18 protein-coding genes and 1 other RNA gene are annotated in these 20,764 nt (G+C 38.4%); 4 read left to right on the top strand and 15 right to left on the bottom strand.

What is annotated here, in order from left to right:
- Positions 1–166: 166 nt before the first annotated feature.
- Positions 167–1,837: a formate--tetrahydrofolate ligase gene (locus tag ESP02_RS01310; protein WP_025478247.1), complete on the bottom strand. Its 1,671-nt coding sequence runs from the start codon at positions 1,835–1,837 to the stop codon at positions 167–169.
- Positions 1,838–2,019: 182 nt separating this feature from the next.
- On the opposite strand from ESP02_RS01310, the gene ESP02_RS01315 reads away from it, so the two are divergent.
- The gene (locus ESP02_RS01315) at positions 2,020–2,250 is read left to right on the top strand and encodes a cold-shock protein (protein ID WP_002315067.1); all 231 of its coding nucleotides are present in this window, start codon (positions 2,020–2,022) and stop codon (positions 2,248–2,250) included.
- Positions 2,251–2,353: 103 nt separating this feature from the next.
- On the opposite strand, the gene ESP02_RS01320 is transcribed toward ESP02_RS01315, so the two are convergent.
- Positions 2,354–2,803: an EbsA family protein gene (locus ESP02_RS01320; RefSeq protein WP_002372422.1), complete on the bottom strand. Its 450-nt coding sequence runs from the start codon at positions 2,801–2,803 to the stop codon at positions 2,354–2,356.
- Positions 2,804–2,881: 78 nt separating this feature from the next.
- On the opposite strand from ESP02_RS01320, the gene ESP02_RS01325 reads away from it, so the two are divergent.
- Complete coding sequence (locus tag ESP02_RS01325; RefSeq protein WP_002372420.1) at positions 2,882–3,286, top strand: ribonuclease HI family protein; 405 nt, start codon at positions 2,882–2,884, stop codon at positions 3,284–3,286.
- Positions 3,287–3,332: 46 nt separating this feature from the next.
- On the opposite strand, the gene ESP02_RS01330 is transcribed toward ESP02_RS01325, so the two are convergent.
- The 3 genes from ESP02_RS01330 to alaS all read right to left on the bottom strand — a co-directional run bounded on the left by ESP02_RS01330 (position 3,333) and on the right by alaS (position 8,049).
- The gene (locus ESP02_RS01330; RefSeq protein WP_002372416.1) at positions 3,333–4,481 is read right to left on the bottom strand and encodes a cation diffusion facilitator family transporter; all 1,149 of its coding nucleotides are present in this window, start codon (positions 4,479–4,481) and stop codon (positions 3,333–3,335) included.
- Between the two features lie 122 nt (positions 4,482–4,603).
- Positions 4,604–5,200 carry an ECF transporter S component gene (locus ESP02_RS01335; RefSeq protein WP_002309336.1) on the bottom strand — a complete coding sequence of 199 codons (597 nt, stop codon included), beginning with the start codon at positions 5,198–5,200 and terminating at the stop codon, positions 4,604–4,606.
- A 206-nt stretch (positions 5,201–5,406) separates the two neighbouring features.
- Positions 5,407–8,049 carry an alanine--tRNA ligase gene (alaS, locus tag ESP02_RS01340; RefSeq protein WP_002372413.1) on the bottom strand — a complete coding sequence of 881 codons (2,643 nt, stop codon included), beginning with the start codon at positions 8,047–8,049 and terminating at the stop codon, positions 5,407–5,409.
- A gap of 389 nt (positions 8,050–8,438) precedes the next feature.
- On the opposite strand from alaS, the gene ESP02_RS01345 reads away from it, so the two are divergent.
- Positions 8,439–8,870 carry a GNAT family N-acetyltransferase gene (locus ESP02_RS01345; protein WP_010732656.1) on the top strand — a complete coding sequence of 144 codons (432 nt, stop codon included), beginning with the start codon at positions 8,439–8,441 and terminating at the stop codon, positions 8,868–8,870.
- Between the two features lie 44 nt (positions 8,871–8,914).
- Here the strand turns inward: ESP02_RS01345 and ESP02_RS01350 are convergent, their stop codons facing one another.
- Both ESP02_RS01350 and ESP02_RS01355 read right to left on the bottom strand, forming a co-directional pair.
- Positions 8,915–10,264, bottom strand: a complete 1,350-nt coding sequence (locus tag ESP02_RS01350; RefSeq protein ID WP_002372411.1) for a DEAD/DEAH box helicase — start codon at positions 10,262–10,264, stop codon at positions 8,915–8,917.
- Positions 10,265–10,333: 69 nt separating this feature from the next.
- Positions 10,334–11,497, bottom strand: a complete 1,164-nt coding sequence (locus tag ESP02_RS01355; protein ID WP_002329179.1) for a VanZ family protein — start codon at positions 11,495–11,497, stop codon at positions 10,334–10,336.
- Positions 11,498–11,625: 128 nt separating this feature from the next.
- Between ESP02_RS01355 and ESP02_RS01360 the strand changes: the two genes are divergently transcribed.
- Positions 11,626–11,949, top strand: a complete 324-nt coding sequence (locus ESP02_RS01360; RefSeq protein ID WP_002372405.1) for a hypothetical protein — start codon at positions 11,626–11,628, stop codon at positions 11,947–11,949.
- A gap of 174 nt (positions 11,950–12,123) precedes the next feature.
- Here ESP02_RS01360 and ESP02_RS01365 read toward each other — a convergent pair whose 3' ends face one another.
- The 8 genes from ESP02_RS01365 to gpsB form a co-directional block, all read right to left on the bottom strand.
- Positions 12,124–13,473, bottom strand: coding sequence for an APC family permease (locus tag ESP02_RS01365; protein ID WP_002372401.1), 1,350 nt, complete (start codon positions 13,471–13,473; stop codon positions 12,124–12,126).
- A 63-nt stretch (positions 13,474–13,536) separates the two neighbouring features.
- On the bottom strand, positions 13,537–14,490 hold the full coding sequence (locus ESP02_RS01370) for an L-threonine 3-dehydrogenase (protein ID WP_002372400.1): 954 nt from the start codon (positions 14,488–14,490) through the stop codon (positions 13,537–13,539).
- 101 nt (positions 14,491–14,591) lie between these two features.
- On the bottom strand, positions 14,592–15,782 hold the full coding sequence (locus tag ESP02_RS01375; protein WP_025478246.1) for a glycine C-acetyltransferase: 1,191 nt from the start codon (positions 15,780–15,782) through the stop codon (positions 14,592–14,594).
- Between the two features lie 497 nt (positions 15,783–16,279).
- Positions 16,280–16,963 (bottom strand): HD domain-containing protein, encoded by a 684-nt coding sequence (locus tag ESP02_RS01380; protein WP_002372396.1) that lies wholly within the window; start codon positions 16,961–16,963, stop codon positions 16,280–16,282.
- 80 nt (positions 16,964–17,043) lie between these two features.
- Positions 17,044–18,540, bottom strand: coding sequence for a carboxypeptidase M32 (locus tag ESP02_RS01385; protein ID WP_038398901.1), 1,497 nt, complete (start codon positions 18,538–18,540; stop codon positions 17,044–17,046).
- A 45-nt stretch (positions 18,541–18,585) separates the two neighbouring features.
- Positions 18,586–19,752, bottom strand: coding sequence for a class I SAM-dependent RNA methyltransferase (locus tag ESP02_RS01390; protein WP_002372394.1), 1,167 nt, complete (start codon positions 19,750–19,752; stop codon positions 18,586–18,588).
- A 157-nt stretch (positions 19,753–19,909) separates the two neighbouring features.
- Positions 19,910–20,277: RNase P RNA component class B (gene rnpB, locus ESP02_RS01395), an RNA gene on the bottom strand.
- Between the two features lie 21 nt (positions 20,278–20,298).
- Positions 20,299–20,718: a cell division regulator GpsB gene (gene gpsB, locus ESP02_RS01400; protein ID WP_002295835.1), complete on the bottom strand. Its 420-nt coding sequence runs from the start codon at positions 20,716–20,718 to the stop codon at positions 20,299–20,301.
- Positions 20,719–20,764: the final 46 nt, after the last annotated feature.

Consider the following 20,764-nt stretch of genomic DNA (forward strand, 5'->3'; position numbering starts at 1 on the left):
CCTATTATGCTTTAGTATAGCTCAAAATACAATAAAGAAAAAGAATGATCCTAGCGCAAACACAATTAATCTCTTGATACCTTCAAAAAAAAGAAGCTGTAGTCAAAATACAGCTCCTCTTATGTTTAATGAAAGTTATTTAGTATACGGTAGATTATAATCAAGCTTAAAACAATCCCAATACTTCTCCGTCGTTTGTCACGTCCATATTTAATGCAGCAGGTTTTTTAGGCAAACCAGGCATCGTCATAACATCCCCAGTTAAGGCTACTAAAAATCCTGCCCCTAATTTTGGAATGATCTCACGTATCGTGATAGTGAAATCTTCAGGTGCGCCTAGCAATGAAGGATCATCAGAGAATGAATATTGTGTTTTCGCCATACAAATCGGCAAATTATCCCATCCATTTTTCGTAAATTCTTCTATTTGTTTTTGCGCCTTTTTACTAAAAACAACACCATTTCCTCCGTAGATTTTCTTGACGATTGTTTCAGTCTTTTCTTGTATCGTTTCTTCTAGGCGATACAATGGCTTGTAATCAGCTTCTTTTCTATCAATCAATCGTACCACAGCTTCTGCTAAATCAACGCCACCTTCTGCTCCATTTGCCCATACACTTGCTCTTTTAGCAAGGATTCCCTGATCTTCGCACAAGTGCTCTAGCAGTGTAAGCTCACTATCTGTATCTGTTACGAATTCATTGATTGCGACGATCACAGGGAGTTGGTATTGTTCCATGTTACGTATATGACGTTTTAGATTTGCAAAACCTATTTTCAAAGCGTCAAGATTCTCATTTTTAAGTTCATCTTTTTTCATTCCGCCATGCATTTTCAATGCGCGGATAGTTGCGACGATCACCACTGCATCCGGCGTTTTTTTCAAGTTAGGTACTTTGATATCTAAAAATTTCTCTCCGCCAAGATCTGCACCAAATCCTGCCTCTGTGACAACGTAATCTGCTAATCTCAATGCTGTCTTGGTAGCTAAAATACTGTTGCAGCCATGGGCGATATTGGCAAACGGTCCCCCGTGGACAAAAGCTGGTGTTCCGTAAATTGTTTGTACAAGATTCGGCTTGATTGCATCTTTCAGCAGTAATGCCAGAGCGCCTTCTGCTTTCAAGTCTCCAGCAGTCACAGGCTGACGGTCAAATGTATAGCCGACAACGATCCTTGCAAGACGAGCCTTTAAATCTTCAAGGTCTGCCGCAAGACACAAGATAGCCATGATTTCGCTGGCAACTGTGATATCAAACCCATCTTCTCTTGGGACACCTTGGATTGGCCCACCCAAGCCAACAATTACTTTACGCAGTTCACGATCATTGAGATCGACTACCCGTTTCCAAATCACTCGGCGGGCATCGATGTTCAATTCATTTCCTTGATGAATATGATTATCTAAAAGAGCAGATAATGCATTATTAGCTGTTGTGATAGCATGCATGTCACCAGTAAAATGCAAGTTGATATCTTCCATAGGCAATACCTGTGCATATCCTCCGCCTGCAGCACCACCTTTGATTCCCATCACAGGACCAAGTGAGGGTTCTCGCAATGCAATAACAGATTTTTTATTGATTTTATTGAGCGCGTCTCCTAACCCTACAGTGATCGTTGACTTTCCTTCGCCAGCTGGTGTTGGATTGATGGAAGTAACTAAGATCAAATGCCCCTCAGCGTTATCCTTTGATCGATTGATTCCAGAAAAATTGATTTTCGCCTTATATTTCCCATAAAGTTCCAAATCGTCTTCCTTAAGATCTAATTTACTAGCTACTTCAATAATCGGTTCTAGCTCTGTTTCTTGTGAAATTTGCAGATCACTCTTCATTTGATTACCCCTTTTCACGAACTTTATTCAACAAAATATCTTCTTTGTTAAGATATGCCAATTATACCTTTTTTTATTCAGAAAAAAAACATTAAATTACAGGTTTTTAATTTATTTGACGTACTTATAAATACTCTTTATAATGAAGGCTATGATCAGACTTTAGAAAGGTCGTGAGTGCTTTGACCACAGGAATTGTAAAATGGTTTGACAACAAAAAAGGATACGGCTTTATCAGTTATGATGACACAGAAGAAATTTTTGTACATTTTACTGCGATTGAAGAAGAGGGATTCAAAACTTTGGAAGAAAATCAAGTGGTCGAATTTGAGATCATCGAGGGGAATCGAGGAACACAAGCTGCCCATGTCAAGAAAGGCAGTGTTCAGACTTCCGAATCCAGTATACATTGATTTAGATAATCAAATAGAGTGAGACGCTTAACGGGTTGATCCGTACGTCTCACTCTTTTCTTTTCCTACAAAGATTCATTTCTTCAGGGCCTATTTTTTAAAATTAACTTTTTCTATTTTTCGTATATGGGGTATTATTTCTTTGCTGTTGAGAAGATGGTCCTACTTTAGGCCCGTTTTTTTCAAGATGATCAAAAAGAACCACTTGATCTTTTTTTCGCATCATAAAAACAGATGGGTCTTTCTCATTTTGCAATGTCATTTGTACTCCTGTATTAGTCGGTGTCAAAGACCGAATCTGACCGACAGTTATTTCTCGGTCTTTCCAAAAAGCAGCATAGCGTATGATGACCGAGTTGGATTTTAAAATAAAAGAACGCCGCCATCCTAGAAATAGAAAAACAAGAAAAACACCTAAAACAATATTGCTTTTCCAATAAGGACCTGTGTTTTCTAAAGAAAGAATCAGACTAAAAAACAGAATGATCAAGGTCAATGACCAATAGATGATCGTATGTGCCAGTTCAGGCTGCCATCGAATATTTTTTTTCATTCTCTAACCTCTCACCGATTCAGTAATGATATAATCTTACCATAACATTAATTTGAACAAAAAGGAGAATCTCTTTTTATGTTAAAAGTATACATTGATGCCTCTACAAAAGGCAACCCTGGACCTAGCGGAGGAGGGATTTTGATTGTCTATCAAGGTAAACAAGAACAGCTATCTATTCCCCTTTCCGTGGGGACAAACCATCAAGCAGAGTTCGAAGTCTTTTTAAAAACTTTAGAATTTCTAAAGAATAAAGATTTACAGAATGAAACGATTTTCTGTTTTTCAGACAGCAAAACACTGGTTTCTACAGTCGATAAAAACACAACGAAGAACGAGCTTTTCCTTCCCTATCTCCAAAAAATCAAAGAACTTCTGCCTGAATTTTCCTTATTGATCCTGCAATGGTTGCCCGAAAACAAAAACAAAGGGGCAGATAACCTCGCACGACAAGCCCTACAAAAACAATTAAAAGAAAGATAGACTCTTTGAAGAAAAAACTTTAAAGAGTCTTTTTAGTATCTTATCTTTAATACAAAAGATAATTGTGATCAAACGTGATTTCCAAATGATAATCTCCGATTTTCTCTTCTATTTGAATACGTAAGATTCTTTCGAGTTCTGTATCATCAAATTGGAATTTTTCAGGAACAACTACATCAAACTGCAGCGTTTTCCCTTGATGGATGACTCTAAAATCATGTATATCGAGCCCTCTACCTGTTTCAAGAAGAATTTGCTTTAATTGATGCAAGATATTATAGTATTTTTCGTTATCAACAGGCATTGGGTCCAAGTGACAGACAAGTTCCACGTCCAAAGACTTTTTAAAGTCTTTTTCTATCAGATCAATAATCTTATGTGCTTCATTCAAATTCATTGATTCATCTACTTCGATGTGGACTGATGCAAAGCGTTTATTGGGTCCATAGTTATGCACCAGCAAATCATGATAGCCAAGTATATCGTCGCAGGCATTCAAGTGCTCTTCCATTTCTTCAATCTCTGCTGACGTTGGACGACTACCTAATAGTTCATATACAAAATTCCGAAGCATCGTCAATCCACTATAAAGGATATATAATGCTAAAGCAAAACCGATATATCCATCGATACGCCATCCAGTTACCCATTCGATTGCTGCTGAAAGCAATACAGCCAGTGTAGTAAAGACATCATTATAACTATCTGTTGCTGTAGCTCTCAATGTTTCAGAATCAATGGATCGTGCAATAACCTGATACATTTTTCCTTGTGCAAATTTCAAAAAGATGGAAATGATCAGGACAAAAAAGACGATGGGTGCTAAAGAGACATTTTCTGGATGGATGATTTTTTCAACGGATGACTCTAAAAATTGAAATCCTACATAAGTAATGATGATTGAAACAAATAACCCACTGATATATTCGAAACGTTCATGTCCATAAGGATGTTCCTGATCCGCTGGCTTTGCAGCAATTTTAAATCCAATCAAAGTCAATATGGATGAAGCAGTGTCTGATAGACTATTCACTGCATCAGCCATAATGGAGACACTCCCTGAAAAAAGCCCGATCATTAGCTTAGAGACAAACAAGATCAGATTCGTAACCAATCCTAATATGCCAGCTAGTACTCCTTTTTTTGTCCGCTGTTGCAGTATTTGTTTCTTTTTTTCTTCTTGTTTCTTAACCAAGTTTTTTACCCCTTCTAGTTTGCTTGTTGCTCAGGTAAAAAGATGGAGAGGACAATTCTTTTCCTCTCCTCTCTTCCTTTTTCTATCTATCATGCGTCCTATTATTCACTCAAAGATGGCCATTATTCTGGTTTTAATGGTGTTGCTGCAAATAAGGCTTTTGCTAGTAATGGTGTTATGATTCCCGCACCTATTGCTTCGGGTATCCCATTGATTGCTGCAACTCCTGCTAAGGTTTTAAATAAAAGAGCAGAATCTACACCATAGGCATCTGCCGTTGCACCTGTATAAAACAATCCCATGAATCCTAACACTAAGACTGTATTGACCAATGAACCTAATACCCCTGCAAAGACCGAGCTGATCGTTATTGATTTATTTTTTTGATAAATCCAGTGGAAAACCAAACCAGCTACTAAGCCAACAAGCACTCTGGGAACTACCGAAATAATCGGGTTCGTGAATACCAATGTATCAAATGGTGTTGTCGGCATGGCGTAGGCACGGACAATTGTAGCAATTCCCCAAAACAGGCCAATTACCATACCATCTTTTGGACCCAATACTACTGCGGCAATAATTACTGTAATATGAATAATCGTTAAACTGATGAACCCTAATGGAATAAAGCCAAGCCAAGGTACCATAGCTTGTACGATGATGATTGCTAATAAGATAGCACGTAAGACTAGTCGAAAGGTTTTATTTCTGCTATTCATTTTTTTCACCCCTTTTTATTTATACTAATCGTAAAAATTTCTGTCACTTTCGTCAACTAAAGACCATCCGAAATCGACCATTTGATTAGATGCGCTCTTCTATTCCATCGAAAAAAGTATGAGGGCAAGACTATTTGTCTTCGCCCCCATGATCGTGTTTCGTTCAATGATTGAACAGTTGGTTTTTTCTATCAAACATAAACGGTCTATTGTTGCGCAAGCCATTCTTTCGCAGCTTTAAGTGCATCTGGAATACCAGCAGGATTTTTCCCACCAGCTTGTGCCATATCTGGACGTCCACCACCGCCACCGCCTACTTTCGGTGCGATTGCTTTAATCAAGTCGCCAGCTTTTAGTCCAGCTTCATTTGATTCTTTCGTCATTGCCGCTAGCAGACTGACTTTTCCTTCTTGTTCGTTTGCTAAAACAAGAATGTCTGAGATATTTTTTTGTTTCCATTGGTCAGCTAATTGACGCAGCTGATTCATGTCTTTCACTTTTACTTGTGCTGCAATAATTGTTTTTCCATTGATCGTTTCTGGATCCTTGAATACATCACCGGCTTGTTGATTCGCTAACTTGCTAGCTAATTGTTCATTTTCCTTTTGTAGCTCTCTTACTTGCTGTTGCAATTGTTCCGTTTTTGAAACAACTTCCTTCAATTGAGGTGATTTAACAATTGTTGCTACTTGTTTTAGTTGTTTTTCTTCTTCTTCAAGTAGTTCGTACGCTTCTTTGCTTGTTACAGCCTCGATTCGTCGCACGCCTGCACCAATTCCTGATTCAGAAACGATTTTGAAGATTCCGATATTTTCTGTGTTTGCTACATGTGTGCCTCCGCACAGTTCGATTGACCAACCGCCAATATTTACTACGCGAACGTCATGTCCGTATTTTTCACCAAACAAAGCCATTGCACCCATATTTTTGGCTGTATCGATATCTGTTTCAATTGTTTCAACTGGGATAGCTTCCCAGATTTTTTCGTTGACGATTCTTTCCATTTCAGCTAATTCATCTGAAGTGATTTGACCAAAGTGGGTAAAGTCGAATCGTAAATGTCCAGGAGCGACTAAAGAACCAGCTTGATTTGCATGCTCGCCAAGTACTTTTTTCAATGCTTTGTGCAGTAGATGGGTTGCTGTATGGTTTTTGATGATACGATTGCGCATCGATTGATCGATCAATAGATGATAGGTTTGTCCTTCGCTCATTGGTGCTTTTACTTCTACTGTGTGCATAAATTGACCATTAGGCGCTTTTTGAACATCTGTAACAACTGCAACGATTTCTCCTGCTTCATCCATGATCCAACCTTGGTCTGCTACTTGCCCACCCATTTCTGCATAAAAAGGTGTTTGGTCAAAGATCATTTGGGCTTCACTTTCTGCGATTTCATTCAGAAGAGATTCGCCTTTTACGATGACCAATAATTGACTATCTGATTCTTGCTCCGTATATCCGATGAATTTACTTTCTACTTTGATATCTGTCAATAAAGCAGATTGTACACCCATTGATTTTTCTGTGCTACGGGCAGAACGAGCACGTTCACGTTGTGCGTCCATTTCTTTTTCAAAACCAGCATGATCAACTTTCAGTCCTTCATCTTCTGCCACCTCTTCCGTTAATTCTACTGGGAAGCCATATGTGTCGTATAGTTTGAAGATGTCTTTTCCTGCTAGAGTCGTACCGTTTTCGTTTTTCACTTCTTGGATCACTTGATTCAAGATTTCCAAACCTTCATTGATCGTTTCATTGAAACGTTCTTCTTCTGTACGGATAACTTTTTCAATAAATTCTTTTTGTTGAAGTACTTCAGGATAATAACTTACCATGATTTCCCCAACGACAGGGACTAAACGATATAAGAATGCTTGTTCAATACCTAATTTTTTCCCATGCATGACCGCACGACGAAGCAAACGGCGTAAGACATACCCTCTTCCTTCATTCGATGGTAATGCACCGTCCCCAATAGCAAATGAAAGGGCGCGAATATGATCTGCGATTACTTTGTAAGAAATATCTGTTACTGGGTTTTCACCATATTTTACTTGTTTGCTTAGCTTTTCTACGGCGTGGATAATAGGCATAAACAAATCTGTCTCAAAGTTCGTTGGCGCATCTTGAACGATTGAGACCATACGTTCCAATCCCATGCCCGTATCAATGTTTTTATGAGGAAGTGGTTCAAATGTATTATCAGGTTTATGGTTGAATTCTGAAAATACCAAGTTCCAGATTTCTAAATAACGTTCATTTTCTCCTCCTGGATAGTTTTCAGGATCATCTTCTGCTAAATCGTTATAAGCTTCTCCTCGATCATAGAAAATTTCTGTATCCGGTCCACATGGGCCTGCACCGATATCCCAGAAGTTGTCTTCTACATCAATAATGTGATCTAACGGAAGACCGACTTCTTCATGCCAGATCCGTTTTGCTTCTGTATCTTTTGGATAAACTGTTACATAAAGTTTTTCTGGATCGAATGCCATCCATTTTGGATCAGTCAAAAATTCCCATGCCCAGTGGATGGCTTCATTTTTGAAATAGTCACCAATAGAAAAATTACCCAGCATCTCAAACATCGTATGGTGACGTGCTGTTTTACCGACATTTTCGATATCATTTGTTCGAATAGATTTTTGGGCATTCGTGATTCTTGGATTTTCTGGTACAACTGAACCATCAAAATATTTTTTCAATGTTGCAACACCAGAGTTGATCCATAATAAGGTTGGATCGTTCACGGGGATCAAAGACGCACTAGGTTCAATTGTATGTCCTTTAGATTGGAAGAAATCAAGAAACATTTGTCGAACTTGTGCACTACTTAATTGTTTCATGTCATTACCTGCTTTCTATAAATTAAATACAAAAAAACACCATCACAGCCAAGGACGAAAACTCGCGGTACCACCTTGATTGCAATGATGTGTAATCATTACCTCTTAAACTCGATAACGCTGAGCTGCGTCGGTATTTCTACCAAAATAGAAAAAGGGAGCAATTTGATTAGTGACTATTCTTTTTTCAGCCAAGAAAGAATTTTCTGTGAGTCTTAAAAAACAAATCATGTCCTTTTCGTACTTTAATAAGTATACGCATTCTGTCAATCACTGTCAATATCTCAATTGCCTATTTTTATTTCCTTTTGGTCATATTCCATATTTTTTGGTACGATAAGGATAAAGAAATCAATACATCTCTGTTATTCATGATGAGGAGGAACATAATGAAAAAAATAGTTGGCGCAGATGAATGGATCCGCGCAGCTAGCTGCTTTTTGAGATATCAAGTTTTTGTATTAGAACAAGGGATTCCTGCAGAACTAGAATTCGACGGAAAAGATATCCCGCAACAAAACTATTATCTATTTCTTGATCAAAAAAGACCAGTAGCCACATTGCGTTATGAAAAGAAAACACCTACTTGCTTCAAGCCAGAACGCTTTTGCGTAGCAAAAGAATACCGAGGAAAAGGGTTAGGCGGTCAGTTGCTTGAAGCTGCTGAAAAACGGGCGGTTTCAGAAGGTTGTCAGACTAGTTATGTAGTAGCTGAAATGACGGCTGTAGATTTTTATGAAAAACAAGGGTATCATACTTGCACAGAACCTTTTATTGAAGATGAAGTACTTTGTATCGGAATGGAAAAAAGTCTAGCTTAAAAACAAGAGATTGTGACACGCCTTCTGTCACAACCTCTTGTTTTTTATTTATGCGAATTTTTCTTATTTTTACGAGCAGTACGACTTTGCTGTCTGCGTTCGATTTTACGTTCTTTTTTATTTTTTTCTGCAATTGCCCAATCGATTTTTTTCTTATAACCAGGCTTGATCTTTTTCTTTTTCTTCTTCACAAGTCCAATCAGAGTTGGGTCTAATACATCCTTTGATTTTTCTCGTTTGGTACGTCTATTACGATCATATGTTTTAACGATTTCACCATTTTTGATTTCTTTTGGTTCAAACGAGACGCCTAATTTCTCGATCGCATCAATGGCTTGTTCATCGTTTGGTGAATACAACGTAATGGCCGTTCCTTTTAAACCATTACGTCCAGTACGTCCGACACGATGGATAAAGAAGTCCAGATCTTCTGGGATTTCAGCATTGATAACATGAGAAACACCTTCAATATCAATTCCTCTAGCAGCTAAATCAGTCGCTACAACATATTGATACTCCAGATTCTGTACTTGTCGCATCACTCGTTTTCTCTCTCTTGGTGTGATGTCCCCGTGAATCTTTGCTACTTTCAAGCCTTGGTTTTTCAAATAATCAGCAATTTCATCCACATGCTGTTTTGTATTGGCAAATACGATTGCTAAATAAGGATGACCAATCGTCAGCAGTTGATAAATCATTTGATTCTCATCTTTACCTTTTGTTGAAATCAGCCAATTTTCGATATCTTCAGAGATAACTGCTTTCGGCTTGATTTCTTCAATGATTGGATTCTCCATATATTTTCGCAAGAATGGACGCAGTTTTTCTGGAATAGTGGCAGAAAAGACTAAGAACTGCAATTTTTCTGGTAACCGACTTGCAATTTGGTCTACTTCATTTAAAAAGCCCATATCTAATGTCATATCCGCTTCATCAACAACAAATGCAAATGCTGTGTGAATCTTCAGCGCTTGTTCATTCATCATGTCTAATATTCTACCAGGCGTGCCTACTACGACCTGCGGCTGCTGATGGTGCAGACGGTTTAACTGACGCTGTTTGTCTGTCCCCCCGACAAAATTCGAAACACGGATCTCCGGTGTAGAAAATTTAGCGATTTGTGTAGCTGCTTCATAAATTTGTGCAGCCAGTTCTCTACTTGGAGCTGTAATAACAACTTGTACTTCCTCTTTATCTGCATTAATTTTTTCAAACAACGGCAACAAAAACGTATGTGTTTTTCCTGTACCAGTTTGAGATTGCCCAATGATATTTTTTCCTTTTTTAATTAAAGGAATCAAACGTTCCTGGACCTCTGTGGGCTGTTTGAAGCCCTTTGCGGCTAACGCTTCATTGATAAATGGTTTGAAGCGGAATATATCAAAATTATTCATTCGTGCACCTCTTCTCTTTAAATTATCACGACTTTGGCATTATAACATAGACAAAGTATTTTTGCTCAGCTAATTTCGAGAATCATCATCCTTTGTTTGAGCAATCGTGCTAACAGTATATGTGTGACTAGCTTTTTCATAAAACAGAATCCGTTTTTTTCTCAAAAATGATAGCAAGATATTTAAAATAAAAATACCTTGCAGTAACAAGACACCGAGAGAAATGAATACTGCACTCATCTGCAACACCGTATTCGTTGTCGAATTCATGATTTGCTGAAGTAACTGCCCCAACCAGCTTAAACCATAAAAAAGAAAATATAGATACCCATAGCGGATGATCAATGCTTTCAAAGAAATTCGCTCGCGGTCTTGCTCCACCAAGCGGATGCGTACAATTTTTTTCCCAAGTGTCCATCCATTGGTTATAAACGGTACAATCATAAAGTATAGCCCTACTTCCAATAAAAGCCACCAGATATGAGAAGTAACTGTCCCTGAATCAAACGCAAGTTTAAAGAAAATCGCTGCGATAAAATTGACAATAGATAAAAATGTCCAGTCGATCAAATAAGCGACTAAACGTCGTGTCAACGAGACAGTCTTCCCTTTTTCATAAGAAAGTTCATCCATCCGTCTTCTCGTAGGAAGCATAAATGTAAATAACGGCGTAACGACAAAACCAATGATCCCACCCAATGTATTTGTCACTAAATCATTCACATCAAATAAACGGTATGGTCTTGGATAGATAAAATAAAGTCCACTTAACTGTGTCAGCTCAAAAAATAGCGATAGACAGAAACTAGCAATCATCGTTTTCATAAAAGAAAGCCGGAAATAATATCTTAAATAAATGCCAAATGGTATGAGTAATAAAACATTAAAAGCTGGTTCCAAAAATACACTCTGCTTCATCGCCGGCAGATAGGTACTAGGTTCAGACAAGACCAATACCGTGTTGTCTCTGAAATGTTGCCATGAAGCAAATAAATGCAGCTCCATCTTTGGCCCTGTCATTTGGGCAACCGTCTCCTTTGCCGGAAGTGGTAAGATCACCAGAAAGTATGCACACAATAAATAAAAAACAAAGGAATACAAAATAACTGCCCTTGTTACTAGAAATGTTCCATACTTTCGATATTCATAAATAAAAAAAACAGATGAAATCGCTAAGGCTAAAAATGGAAAAACAATCAGCGCAAAACGAATCGGTTCGATATAACTTGCCATATGACTCCTCCTTGATTCTTTGTATCTCCCTTATCTTAGCAGTCCTTTGCTGTTTCAAGCAAGTAACGAGGCTATTATTTCTCATTTCTTTCAAAGTAAAGTAAGATAAACTCAAAGGGGGTGTCGAGATGCTGAATATGTACTTTGTTTTTGGCGTACCTATTTTTTTACTGTTCCTTTATGCTACGATAGCTTATGTAAGAAAAAGAACTACCATTCATTATTTAGGATTTATTCTCCTGATTATTTCGGGTTTCATGCTAGTCTTCAATCTTCAGACTTGGCAGCAAGCGCTTCTTGAAATGGATAAAATGACTCCACATGCTTTGTCTAAAATAATTGGCTACCCTGTCTATCTGATTTGGCTTCCCATTTTCATTTCTGGTTGCTTGGTTTTATTGAATATTTATCGCGGTGTACGCCGAATATTTCTCTTACGCAAAACAAAATAACAGGCAGAAATCGGGTTCAACCGATTTCTGCCTGTTATTTTGCTATTTCGTCGTAGACAGAACGTAATCTAAATGAATGAGTGCTTCTGTTATTTCTTCCGTGTATTCCTCATTCCCATAAAATAGTTTGTTTAGCAGAAAATTTGTTTCCAATGTATTTCGAATCATTTTTAGCTATCTACGTTTCAAATAAAGGTAAAACGGGATACCGGCAAGTGTCAATGCGATCCCCATCGAAGCTAAAAAAGTTTGAGTGATAAGTGTGCTTGATACAATAAAGGTTCCTCCAATGATTGCTACTAATGGGATAAACGGATACATTGGAACTTTATATGGTCGAATCAGATCAGGTTCTTTTTTACGAAGAAGAATGACACCTACAAAGACCATCGTATAAAAAATCCAAATGACAAAGATCAGCATATCCGTTAGTGTATCAAAACCACCGATCATCATCATGCCAATAGCGATGACTAGCTCTAAGATACCTGCGGCTACAGGAACTTTAGTTTTATCATGAAGTTTAGCAAAGAGCTTGCTAAAAGGCAGGTTGTTTTCTTTTGCCATAACATAAGGGAGACGCATTCCAGTAAGGGTATAGCCATTGATAGTTCCATAAACAGAAATCAAGATACCAATTGTGACCAGTCTTCCACCAAAGCCGCCAAAAATCATTTTTGCAACATCACTTGCCGCATTGCTGTTTCCTACGACTCCGTCGATAGATGCGGTTCTTAAGAACACCGCATTTACTAATAAATAAACGATCATGATTCCGATGATTCCTAAAGAAATTGCTTTTGGCAAATCTTTCGCCGGCTTTTTCAATTCTCCCGAAATATTTCCTACGTGTATCCAACCGTCGTATGCGAACATCGTTGCTAGCAAGCCAGCTCCCAAGGCAGAGAAAAATGAAAGGTTTTCTCCTGCTTGGATCGGAAACAGTTGGAAGTCTACTCCTTCTTGTCGGAATAAACCGAAAATAACGATCACAAACAAAGGAATGAGTTTGCAGACAAGCGTAATCGACTGAAAAGCTCCTCCAGCTTTAGAACCTAAAAAATTGATCAGCATGATCGATACAGCAGCTGTAACAGCTACAGGAACAATCATCGATTGGGAAAGATCGAATAAATTGACGAACTGTGTACCGAAAATGATCGACAAGGCTGCTACATTTGCTGGAAAATAAATCACGACTTGAGCCCAGCCAAGTAAAAATGCTGCTGTATTTCCGTAAATCCGTTCGATATATTTGATCATCCCGCCTGTTTCAGGAATAGCCGCTGCCAATTCAGCTCCTGTCAGTCCTGCACAAACAGAGATCACACCACCTAGAAACCAGGAAAACATATGCAAACTGACGGTACCTGTTACTTCTGCTACGCTTGCGGCTTTGAAAAACACCCCTGCACCGATTACTGTACCCATAACAGTCGATAAAGCAGTGAAAAAACCCATCGTACGCTTCAATTCATTTTCCGTTTTTACTTCCTTTACTGGCGTGGCTTGATATTCTTCCATTACTTACCTCCTTCCATACCATAGCCAAAAAGTATAGAAACCTTTTTGGCTATGGTTCTTGCTTTATACCGTCTCTGCTAATTTTTCTCTCAGTTTTTCCAACATATCCTTTGTCATTGCATCTAAATCGTATTTTGGCGAAAAGTCCCATTCCTCTTGCGCACAAGAAACATCTAGTGAGTTTGGCCAAGATTCTGCTATCGATTGACGCACAGGATCCACATCGTAATCCATTTCAAAATCTGGTATGATTTTTTGAATAGATGCTTTAATTTCTTCAGGCTCAAAAGACATTGCCGATATATTAAAAGCATTTCGATGAACTAGTCGATTAGGGTCTGCGTTCATGAGCTTTATAATGGCATCGATTGCATCTGGCATATACATCATATCCATTGATGTACCTTGATCAATGAAACTAGTGTACTTTCCTTCTTTGATTGCTGAATAATAAATATCGACTGCGTAGTCTGTCGTACCGCCTCCTGGCAAGGTTGCATAAGAAATCAATCCAGGGAAACGGACACCACGAGTATCTACGCCATACTTCACATAATAATAATCACATAGTAGTTCTCCAGCTACCTTCGTTACCCCATACATGGTTGTAGGACGCTGAAGAGTATCTTGTGGGGTATGATCTTTTGGAGTATTTGGACCAAACGCGCCGATTGAACTTGGCGTAAAAAATTTCAGCTGGAATTCTCTAGCGACTTCCAATGCATTGACCAGCCCAGTCATGTTCAAATCCCAGGCTAATTGTGGTTTTGCTTCTGCAACAGCTGACAAAAGAGCAGCCAAATGAATCAATGTGTCCACTTGATATTGTTCTGCTATACTGCGCATTTTTTCGTAATCCATTACATCTAGGATCTCAAAAATATCGTTTTTCTCAATGACTTCAGGCATGCGTATATCTGTCGCAATGACATTTTCACTGCCTAGTTCTTGACGTAGCCGTGTGATCAACTCTGAACCAATTTGTCCTAAACATCCTGTCACCAATACTTTTTTCATGATGATCCTCCCTGATCTTTTTTACTACTATCTTCAGATGATTAACAATATATGCGTGTACATGTTCTCTAATTTTAAATAGGCGAAAAAACTAAATTTAGTTAAATAATTTCCATTTCTTTTCCTATTTTTTGATAAACCGCTACTGCTTCATCAAGCATTTCCTTTGTATGTTCCGCAGTCGGCATATTTCTGATTCTGCCTGTCCCCAGAGGAACAGTTGGATAAACGATTGGTTTAGCATAAATCCCATGTTCGATCAGTTTCTTAGAGAAAGTCTGAGTCACTTTTTCATCTCCTAAAATAACTGGAGTGATAGGTGTTTCAGACACACCGATGTTATAGCCGACTTTTTTCAATTCTTCTTTAAAATAATTAGCATTTTCCCAAACTTTTTCGACAAGTTCCGGATGTTCCTGCATCAAAGAGATTGAAGCCAATGCAGATGCAGCTGCTCCAGGAGTTAGCGAGGTAGAAAATAGAAATGGCCGGCTTCTAGCTTTCAACCAGTCAATCAGTGTTTTTGAACCAGCAACATAGCCCCCAACAACACCTACAGCTTTCGATAACGTACCCATTTGCATATCAATTTTGTCGCTTAATCCAAAATGTTTGACGGTTCCTGCACCTTTTCCAGTTACACCTGAGCCGTGCGCATCATCTACATAAGTGATGAGTCCATATTTTTCGGCGATTGGGATGATTTCCGGCAATCGTGCAATGTCTCCATCCATGGAGAAAACCCCATCTGTGATATACATGATTTTTTTATATTTCTTACTTTCTACGGCTTCCTTCGCTTTATTCTCAAGGTCTTCCATATCTTGATGTTTAACTCGGATGATTGTTGCTCCGGATAAACGGCAGCCATCAATGATAGATGCATGGTTTAATTCATCCGATAAGATAGCATCTTCTTTTGTCATTACTGCAGAGATAGCGCCCATATTACAGTTGAATCCAGATTGAAAGGCGATTGCAGCTTCTGTCCCTTTGAATTCTGCGATTTTTTCTTCTAATTGTTGATGGATCTTCAGCGAACCATTGATCGTTCGGACTGCACCTGCTCCTACGCCATAAGTTTCAGTTGCTTCAATACATGCTTTTTTCAATTCTTTGCGATTGGCAAACCCGAGGTAATTGTTGGATGCCAGATTGATCATCTTTTTTCCGTCTACGATGATACAAGCACCGTTTTCACTTTCTAGTACATCGATCGTGTTGTACAATCCCTTTTCTTTCAGTTGCTCCAATTCTTTCTCCAAATACATCGTTAACTCTTTGGAAGACATGACCTCCACCTCCATATTCATCTGTCTTGCAGAACATACCAAACATATATCGTGTCATTCATCTACGAAGCAAGTATGCCACATTTTTGATAACGCTTACATCAATTATGAGAGTTATTTAACCATATTTTTTATTTACTGCATCTTTTTATTTTAGCAGAACTTGTATAGTATGAAGAATTAACTTTTAAATAATGGCGATATTTTGATTTACATAGAAAAAAAAACACAGCAAAACCATTGATAGAAGCTAGCTAGACAAAATCAAGTATATTCTGATTTTTTAAACTATTTATCGCATAGACCAATAAAAAATAAAAAAATAAGCAAAAAGCTTTCATCTTTGTTTATCAGCAATTTTTAATCTTATTATCTGATCATTTTTTCACAAAATATCCATGTAGAATTTGAAAAAAGGACTGTGACAAATATCTTATCACAATCCCTTCTTCCGAATAAACGGTGTTCTCCCACCAACTCCTCGGTCACAAGCTCCATCATTTTTTGTTATTTTTGATCCAATTGTCTGGTGTGAAAGATGGATCGTCAATAGACCACTCTAGAAAAAATTCTTCTAAAAATTCACGCATAAAGCCTTCTCTACGTTTGGCTTCTTTGTATCCGTAATCAGTGTTCATTTTATCAGGCAACAAGAACAGTTTTTCATAAAAATGATTGATCACTGTCGTGCCTTTTCGGTAATTTTTTTTGTCCTTGAATGTTTGTGGATACAGTTCAGAATCAAAAATCGGGTGTCCATGTCCTCCACCGAAATAAGCAGTTCGCAAAATGCCGATTGCTCCTAACGCTTCGATACGATCAGCATCTTGAACGATCTTCCCTTCCAAAGATAGTTCGACTGCTTCAGAGAGATTTTTAGAAAAGGACATATTTTCGATAATGGCAAAAATCATTGAAATCTGTTCCTCTGTGATTGGCAAAGTGCGAAGAAATACACGAAGCTGTTGCTTTGCTTCGTTCTCATCTTTAACGACTTTATCATCAATCGTATCATGTAGGTAAGCTGCTGCAAGCGTCACAAAACGGTCTGCCTGCGGTTCCGTATCCAAAATTCTCTCTGCTAGCTTGACGACTCTTTTGGTATGGTCGCTTCCATGTCCCGTTTGATCATGTGCTAATTGTTCCATGCTATAATCAGCGATTACTTGTAATTTATCCATCCAGTCCACTTCTTTCTTAAGTAAATAGCTGAAAACATCTAATCGATTAGATGAATTCCAGCTATCTTTATAAATAGGTTTTATTTTACCTGATATACATTGAAATATAGCTCTCTCATGTAATCGATCAGATATTGTGGATTAAGTGATTCATGCGTTGCATCCATAATCAATTGATTTGGCTTTCTAGATGCACCATATTGATGGATATGCTCTGACATCCAATTTTTGATTGGAGAGTAATCATCTGACGCTAGAACATTTTCCACATCTATTTCTTGCTGCAATGAATGAAGTAATTGTGCCGCATACATGTACCCCAATGCATAAGATGGAAAATAACCAAAGCTTGCACCTGACCAATGAACGTCTTGTAAGATCCCTTCCACATCATTTGTTGGTCGTATTCCCAGATACTCTTCATATTTTTTATTCCATATTTCAGGTAATTCAGCAACATCTACCCCTTCATTGAAAATCATTTTTTCGATTTCATAACGAATGATGATATGGAGAGGGTAAGTCAAACTGTCTGCCTCGATACGAACCAAACTTGATTGTGTATGTTTCAATGAACGATAAAACTTGTCAAAAGGAATATCATCGAATGTTCCTTCTGCACATTCCTGGAAGAAAGGATATTGCTTTTTCCAGAAGCTGCGACTACTTCCCACAATGATCTCATTAAACAACGATTGTGATTCATGAATACCCATTGATGTACCTTGATAAACCGGTGTATAAGCATATTTATCATCGATGTCTTGTTCATACATTCCATGACCAGCCTCGTGGATCACTCCAAAAACAGCCATTTTGAAATCTGTTTCGTTCCAGCGTGTCGTGATCCGTGCATCATTTGGATTGATTCCAGTCATGAATGGGTGGACAGTGTCATCTAGACGACCACGACTAAAATCATAACCAAGTTGTTCGATCACTTTTACTACAAATCTCTTCTGTTGTTCCTTTGTCATTCTCCGATTTAAGAAGTCTGTTTCAGGTTCCGTCCCTTTTTCTTGGAGCGTACGGCGGATCGTAAGAATTCCTTCTTTGAGTTGATCAAATACCTTATCGAGGATTTCAACAGTCATCCCAGGTTCATATTGGTTCAGCAAAACATCATAATCTGTCTTTTCTTCTTTTTTCCAATAAGGTATCAATTGTTTTGTCAATTCGATATTTTGGTCCAATGCTTCTTGAAAATCAGAAAACTGTTGTGTTTCTCTAGCTTTTTGCCATTGACCATGAGCGGAAGAAACAGCAGCTGTATATTTTCTCATGAGATCTTCCGGTACGCGATATTCTAAATCATACTCTTCTTTTACTTTGTCAAAAACGGACGTTCCGACTTCCGATAATTCTTCCGGATGTTCAGAAAAATAGCGAATGGCTTCTTTAATTTTTGGACCGATCTTTTTTGAAAAATAAATACTGTAAAGATAGCTATCTACTTCACTCCGGTATGCACTAGCTTTTTCTGGCATACCTGTTTGTGTATCCCAATCGAGGATTCCTAAAGCTTGTTGTAGAAGATTGATTTCTTTTACTTCTTGTAAAAACTCTTTTTCTTTCATTCCCTATTCCTCCAAACATCCAATTGAATGAATCAATTAGTCAGATTATTCGTCTTTCTCTTTTTTTCTAGGCGGACGAGTTCCCCAATACTGGAACAGATCCGTACGCAAAGCACCATTATACAATTTTCTTTTTTTGGTTGCTTTTTGTCCGTAAAATTCCTCAAACGCTAAGTCGCTAGTCAAGATATATTTACTCCATGTTTTTAATGGACGGAATACATCGCCCATTTCTTTATATAATTTTCGAACGGTTTCTTCTTCTCCTAGTCGTTCTCCGTATGGCGGATTAGCAACGATGACCCCATATTCTTTATCTGTCTTGAAGTCTTTCACTGCTTGTTGTTTAAAGACAATCGAAGAGCCTAGCCCGATTTCTTCTGCATTGGCTTTGGCAATTTCAATCATCCGTCCATTGATATCTGAACCAGTAATATCTAATTCAATATCATAATCTGCTTTTTCTTCTGCAGCTGATCGAACATTTTCCATGATTTCCTGACTGAACCAGTCCCAAGATTCGCAAGCAAACTCGCGATTGAATCCTGGTGCGATATTATGACCTATTAAGGCTGCTTCAATACAAAGCGTACCTGAACCACATACAGGATCATAAAATGGACGATCTTTCCGCCAATTTGTCAGCATCACAAGCGCGGCCGCCATGTTTTCTTTCAATGGTGCACCACCTTTTTCTAAGCGATAACCACGTTTGAATAAACTTGGTCCTGTCGTATCCAAAGTTACCATCACATGGTCTTTCAGCAAAGCTACTTCCAATTGGAAATGTGCGCCTGTTTCCGTCAGCGGAACAGAAGCTGGACGATGATAATACGTACGAAGACGTTCAACAATTGCTTTTTTTGTGATTGCCTGGCAATCAGGTGTACTATATAGTTTCGACTTGATTGATTTTCCAGCTACAGGGAAAGCTGCATCTAGTGGAAGAAAATCTTCCCAAGGCAATGCTTTTACGTTTTCAAACAATTCATCAAACGTATACGCATCGAATTCCCCAACCACGATTTTTACTCGATCTGCTGTACGTAACCATAAATTAGCTGTAGCGATCGTTTCCATTGTTCCTTCAAATCGTGCACGTCCGTTCTCAACTTGGCATTCAATTCCAAGATCTCTTAATTCTTTACCAACCAGCGCTTCGAGACCGCTTGCCGCAGTTGCGACGAGGTTGAACTTCCTGTTTTTTTCCATACATAATCTCCTTATTTATAAAAAAAGGGGGGTGGGACATCAGTCAGTCCTACCCCACGCTTTTACTCAAACTCCGAATAACCGGTGACACAAAAGTCTGTTTTGTAATAAGAACAAAATACTTTTGTCACGACCTTATTCCCTGATGTTTGCGGTTTTCTATAAGCCATGTTCTGTACTTTGCTTTTCCAGGGAGAAAAAGCAAAGCGGTAACCATCTATCTGCAGTTGTACTGCCTTTTTGTCTTGTTCTTCTTCCAGACAAAAAGCGCCCCTACCATTGTTTGGGTTGCTCGCTCGAGGGGTTTACCGCGTTCCACCGGATGGGTTTCCCCAGCCGCTTCGTCACTGTGGCACTTTCAAGGATACTTAAGCATAGCCGAAGCCTTAGCTTGTTTTCCTGCCGTTACTCCAAAGAGTACCTTAGCTTATGGTTTCGCTAAGCACGAACACTACAGGCATCACAGCCTGTGCGAGCATGGACTTTCCTCAGCCTGATCAAGTCAGACCGCGATTACCCGAAAACCGCAAATTCATTAGTCAAAAATTAAAATTGACGTGTTTTTTCATTATCATCTAAGCTTGTATCTGCATTTGTGTAGTTATTTGGATTAGGTTGTGCTGGTTTGACTGCACTTGCTTGTTGATCAAGCTTTTTACCGAATACTTCACGTTCAAGGTTTGACAAGCGTTTTAAGATATCGAAATTGGTTACTGCTGCGCTCTTCGGTGCTTCTGTTTGTTGCACACGTGTTTGAGCTGCTCCTTGAGTTTTAGATAATTGAGCTACTTTCGCACTCAATCGATCGTTTTCTTCTTGTAAAGCAAGGAGTTCTTTGCTGTAAGTTTCATAATCTTTGATGATATTGTCTAAGAATTCATCAACTTCAACGGGATCATAGCCGCGCATTTTTGTTTTGAATTCTTGTTGTAAAATGTCTTTAGGACTATAAACCAAATTCGCCATATTTACACCTCTAGTTTTCATTTACGTAATAACATTTCTACCTTTT

Origin of the sequence: Enterococcus sp. NBRC 3427 (assembly GCF_007996925.1) — a bacterium.
Lineage (GTDB): Bacteria > Bacillota > Bacilli > Lactobacillales > Enterococcaceae > Enterococcus_B > Enterococcus_B lactis.

Excerpts from the sequence above, each read along its gene's own strand:
- ESP02_RS01310 (WP_025478247.1), bottom strand. The coding sequence starts at position 1,837 with ATGAAGAGTGATCTGCAAATTTCACAAGAAACAGAGCTAGAACCGATT.
- ESP02_RS01320 (WP_002372422.1), bottom strand. The coding sequence starts at position 2,803 with ATGAAAAAAAATATTCGATGGCAGCCTGAACTGGCACATACGATCATC.
- ESP02_RS01325 (WP_002372420.1), top strand. The coding sequence starts at position 2,882 with ATGTTAAAAGTATACATTGATGCCTCTACAAAAGGCAACCCTGGACCT.
- ESP02_RS01335 (WP_002309336.1), bottom strand. The coding sequence starts at position 5,200 with ATGAATAGCAGAAATAAAACCTTTCGACTAGTCTTACGTGCTATCTTA.
- alaS (WP_002372413.1), bottom strand. The coding sequence starts at position 8,049 with ATGAAACAATTAAGTAGTGCACAAGTTCGACAAATGTTTCTTGATTTC.
- ESP02_RS01345 (WP_010732656.1), top strand. The coding sequence starts at position 8,439 with ATGAAAAAAATAGTTGGCGCAGATGAATGGATCCGCGCAGCTAGCTGC.
- ESP02_RS01350 (WP_002372411.1), bottom strand. The coding sequence starts at position 10,264 with ATGAATAATTTTGATATATTCCGCTTCAAACCATTTATCAATGAAGCG.
- ESP02_RS01355 (WP_002329179.1), bottom strand. The coding sequence starts at position 11,497 with ATGGCAAGTTATATCGAACCGATTCGTTTTGCGCTGATTGTTTTTCCA.
- ESP02_RS01360 (WP_002372405.1), top strand. The coding sequence starts at position 11,626 with ATGCTGAATATGTACTTTGTTTTTGGCGTACCTATTTTTTTACTGTTC.
- ESP02_RS01365 (WP_002372401.1), bottom strand. The coding sequence starts at position 13,473 with ATGGAAGAATATCAAGCCACGCCAGTAAAGGAAGTAAAAACGGAAAAT.
- ESP02_RS01370 (WP_002372400.1), bottom strand. The coding sequence starts at position 14,490 with ATGAAAAAAGTATTGGTGACAGGATGTTTAGGACAAATTGGTTCAGAG.
- ESP02_RS01375 (WP_025478246.1), bottom strand. The coding sequence starts at position 15,782 with ATGTCTTCCAAAGAGTTAACGATGTATTTGGAGAAAGAATTGGAGCAA.
- ESP02_RS01380 (WP_002372396.1), bottom strand. The coding sequence starts at position 16,963 with ATGGATAAATTACAAGTAATCGCTGATTATAGCATGGAACAATTAGCA.
- ESP02_RS01385 (WP_038398901.1), bottom strand. The coding sequence starts at position 18,540 with ATGAAAGAAAAAGAGTTTTTACAAGAAGTAAAAGAAATCAATCTTCTA.
- ESP02_RS01390 (WP_002372394.1), bottom strand. The coding sequence starts at position 19,752 with ATGGAAAAAAACAGGAAGTTCAACCTCGTCGCAACTGCGGCAAGCGGT.
- gpsB (WP_002295835.1), bottom strand. The coding sequence starts at position 20,718 with ATGGCGAATTTGGTTTATAGTCCTAAAGACATTTTACAACAAGAATTC.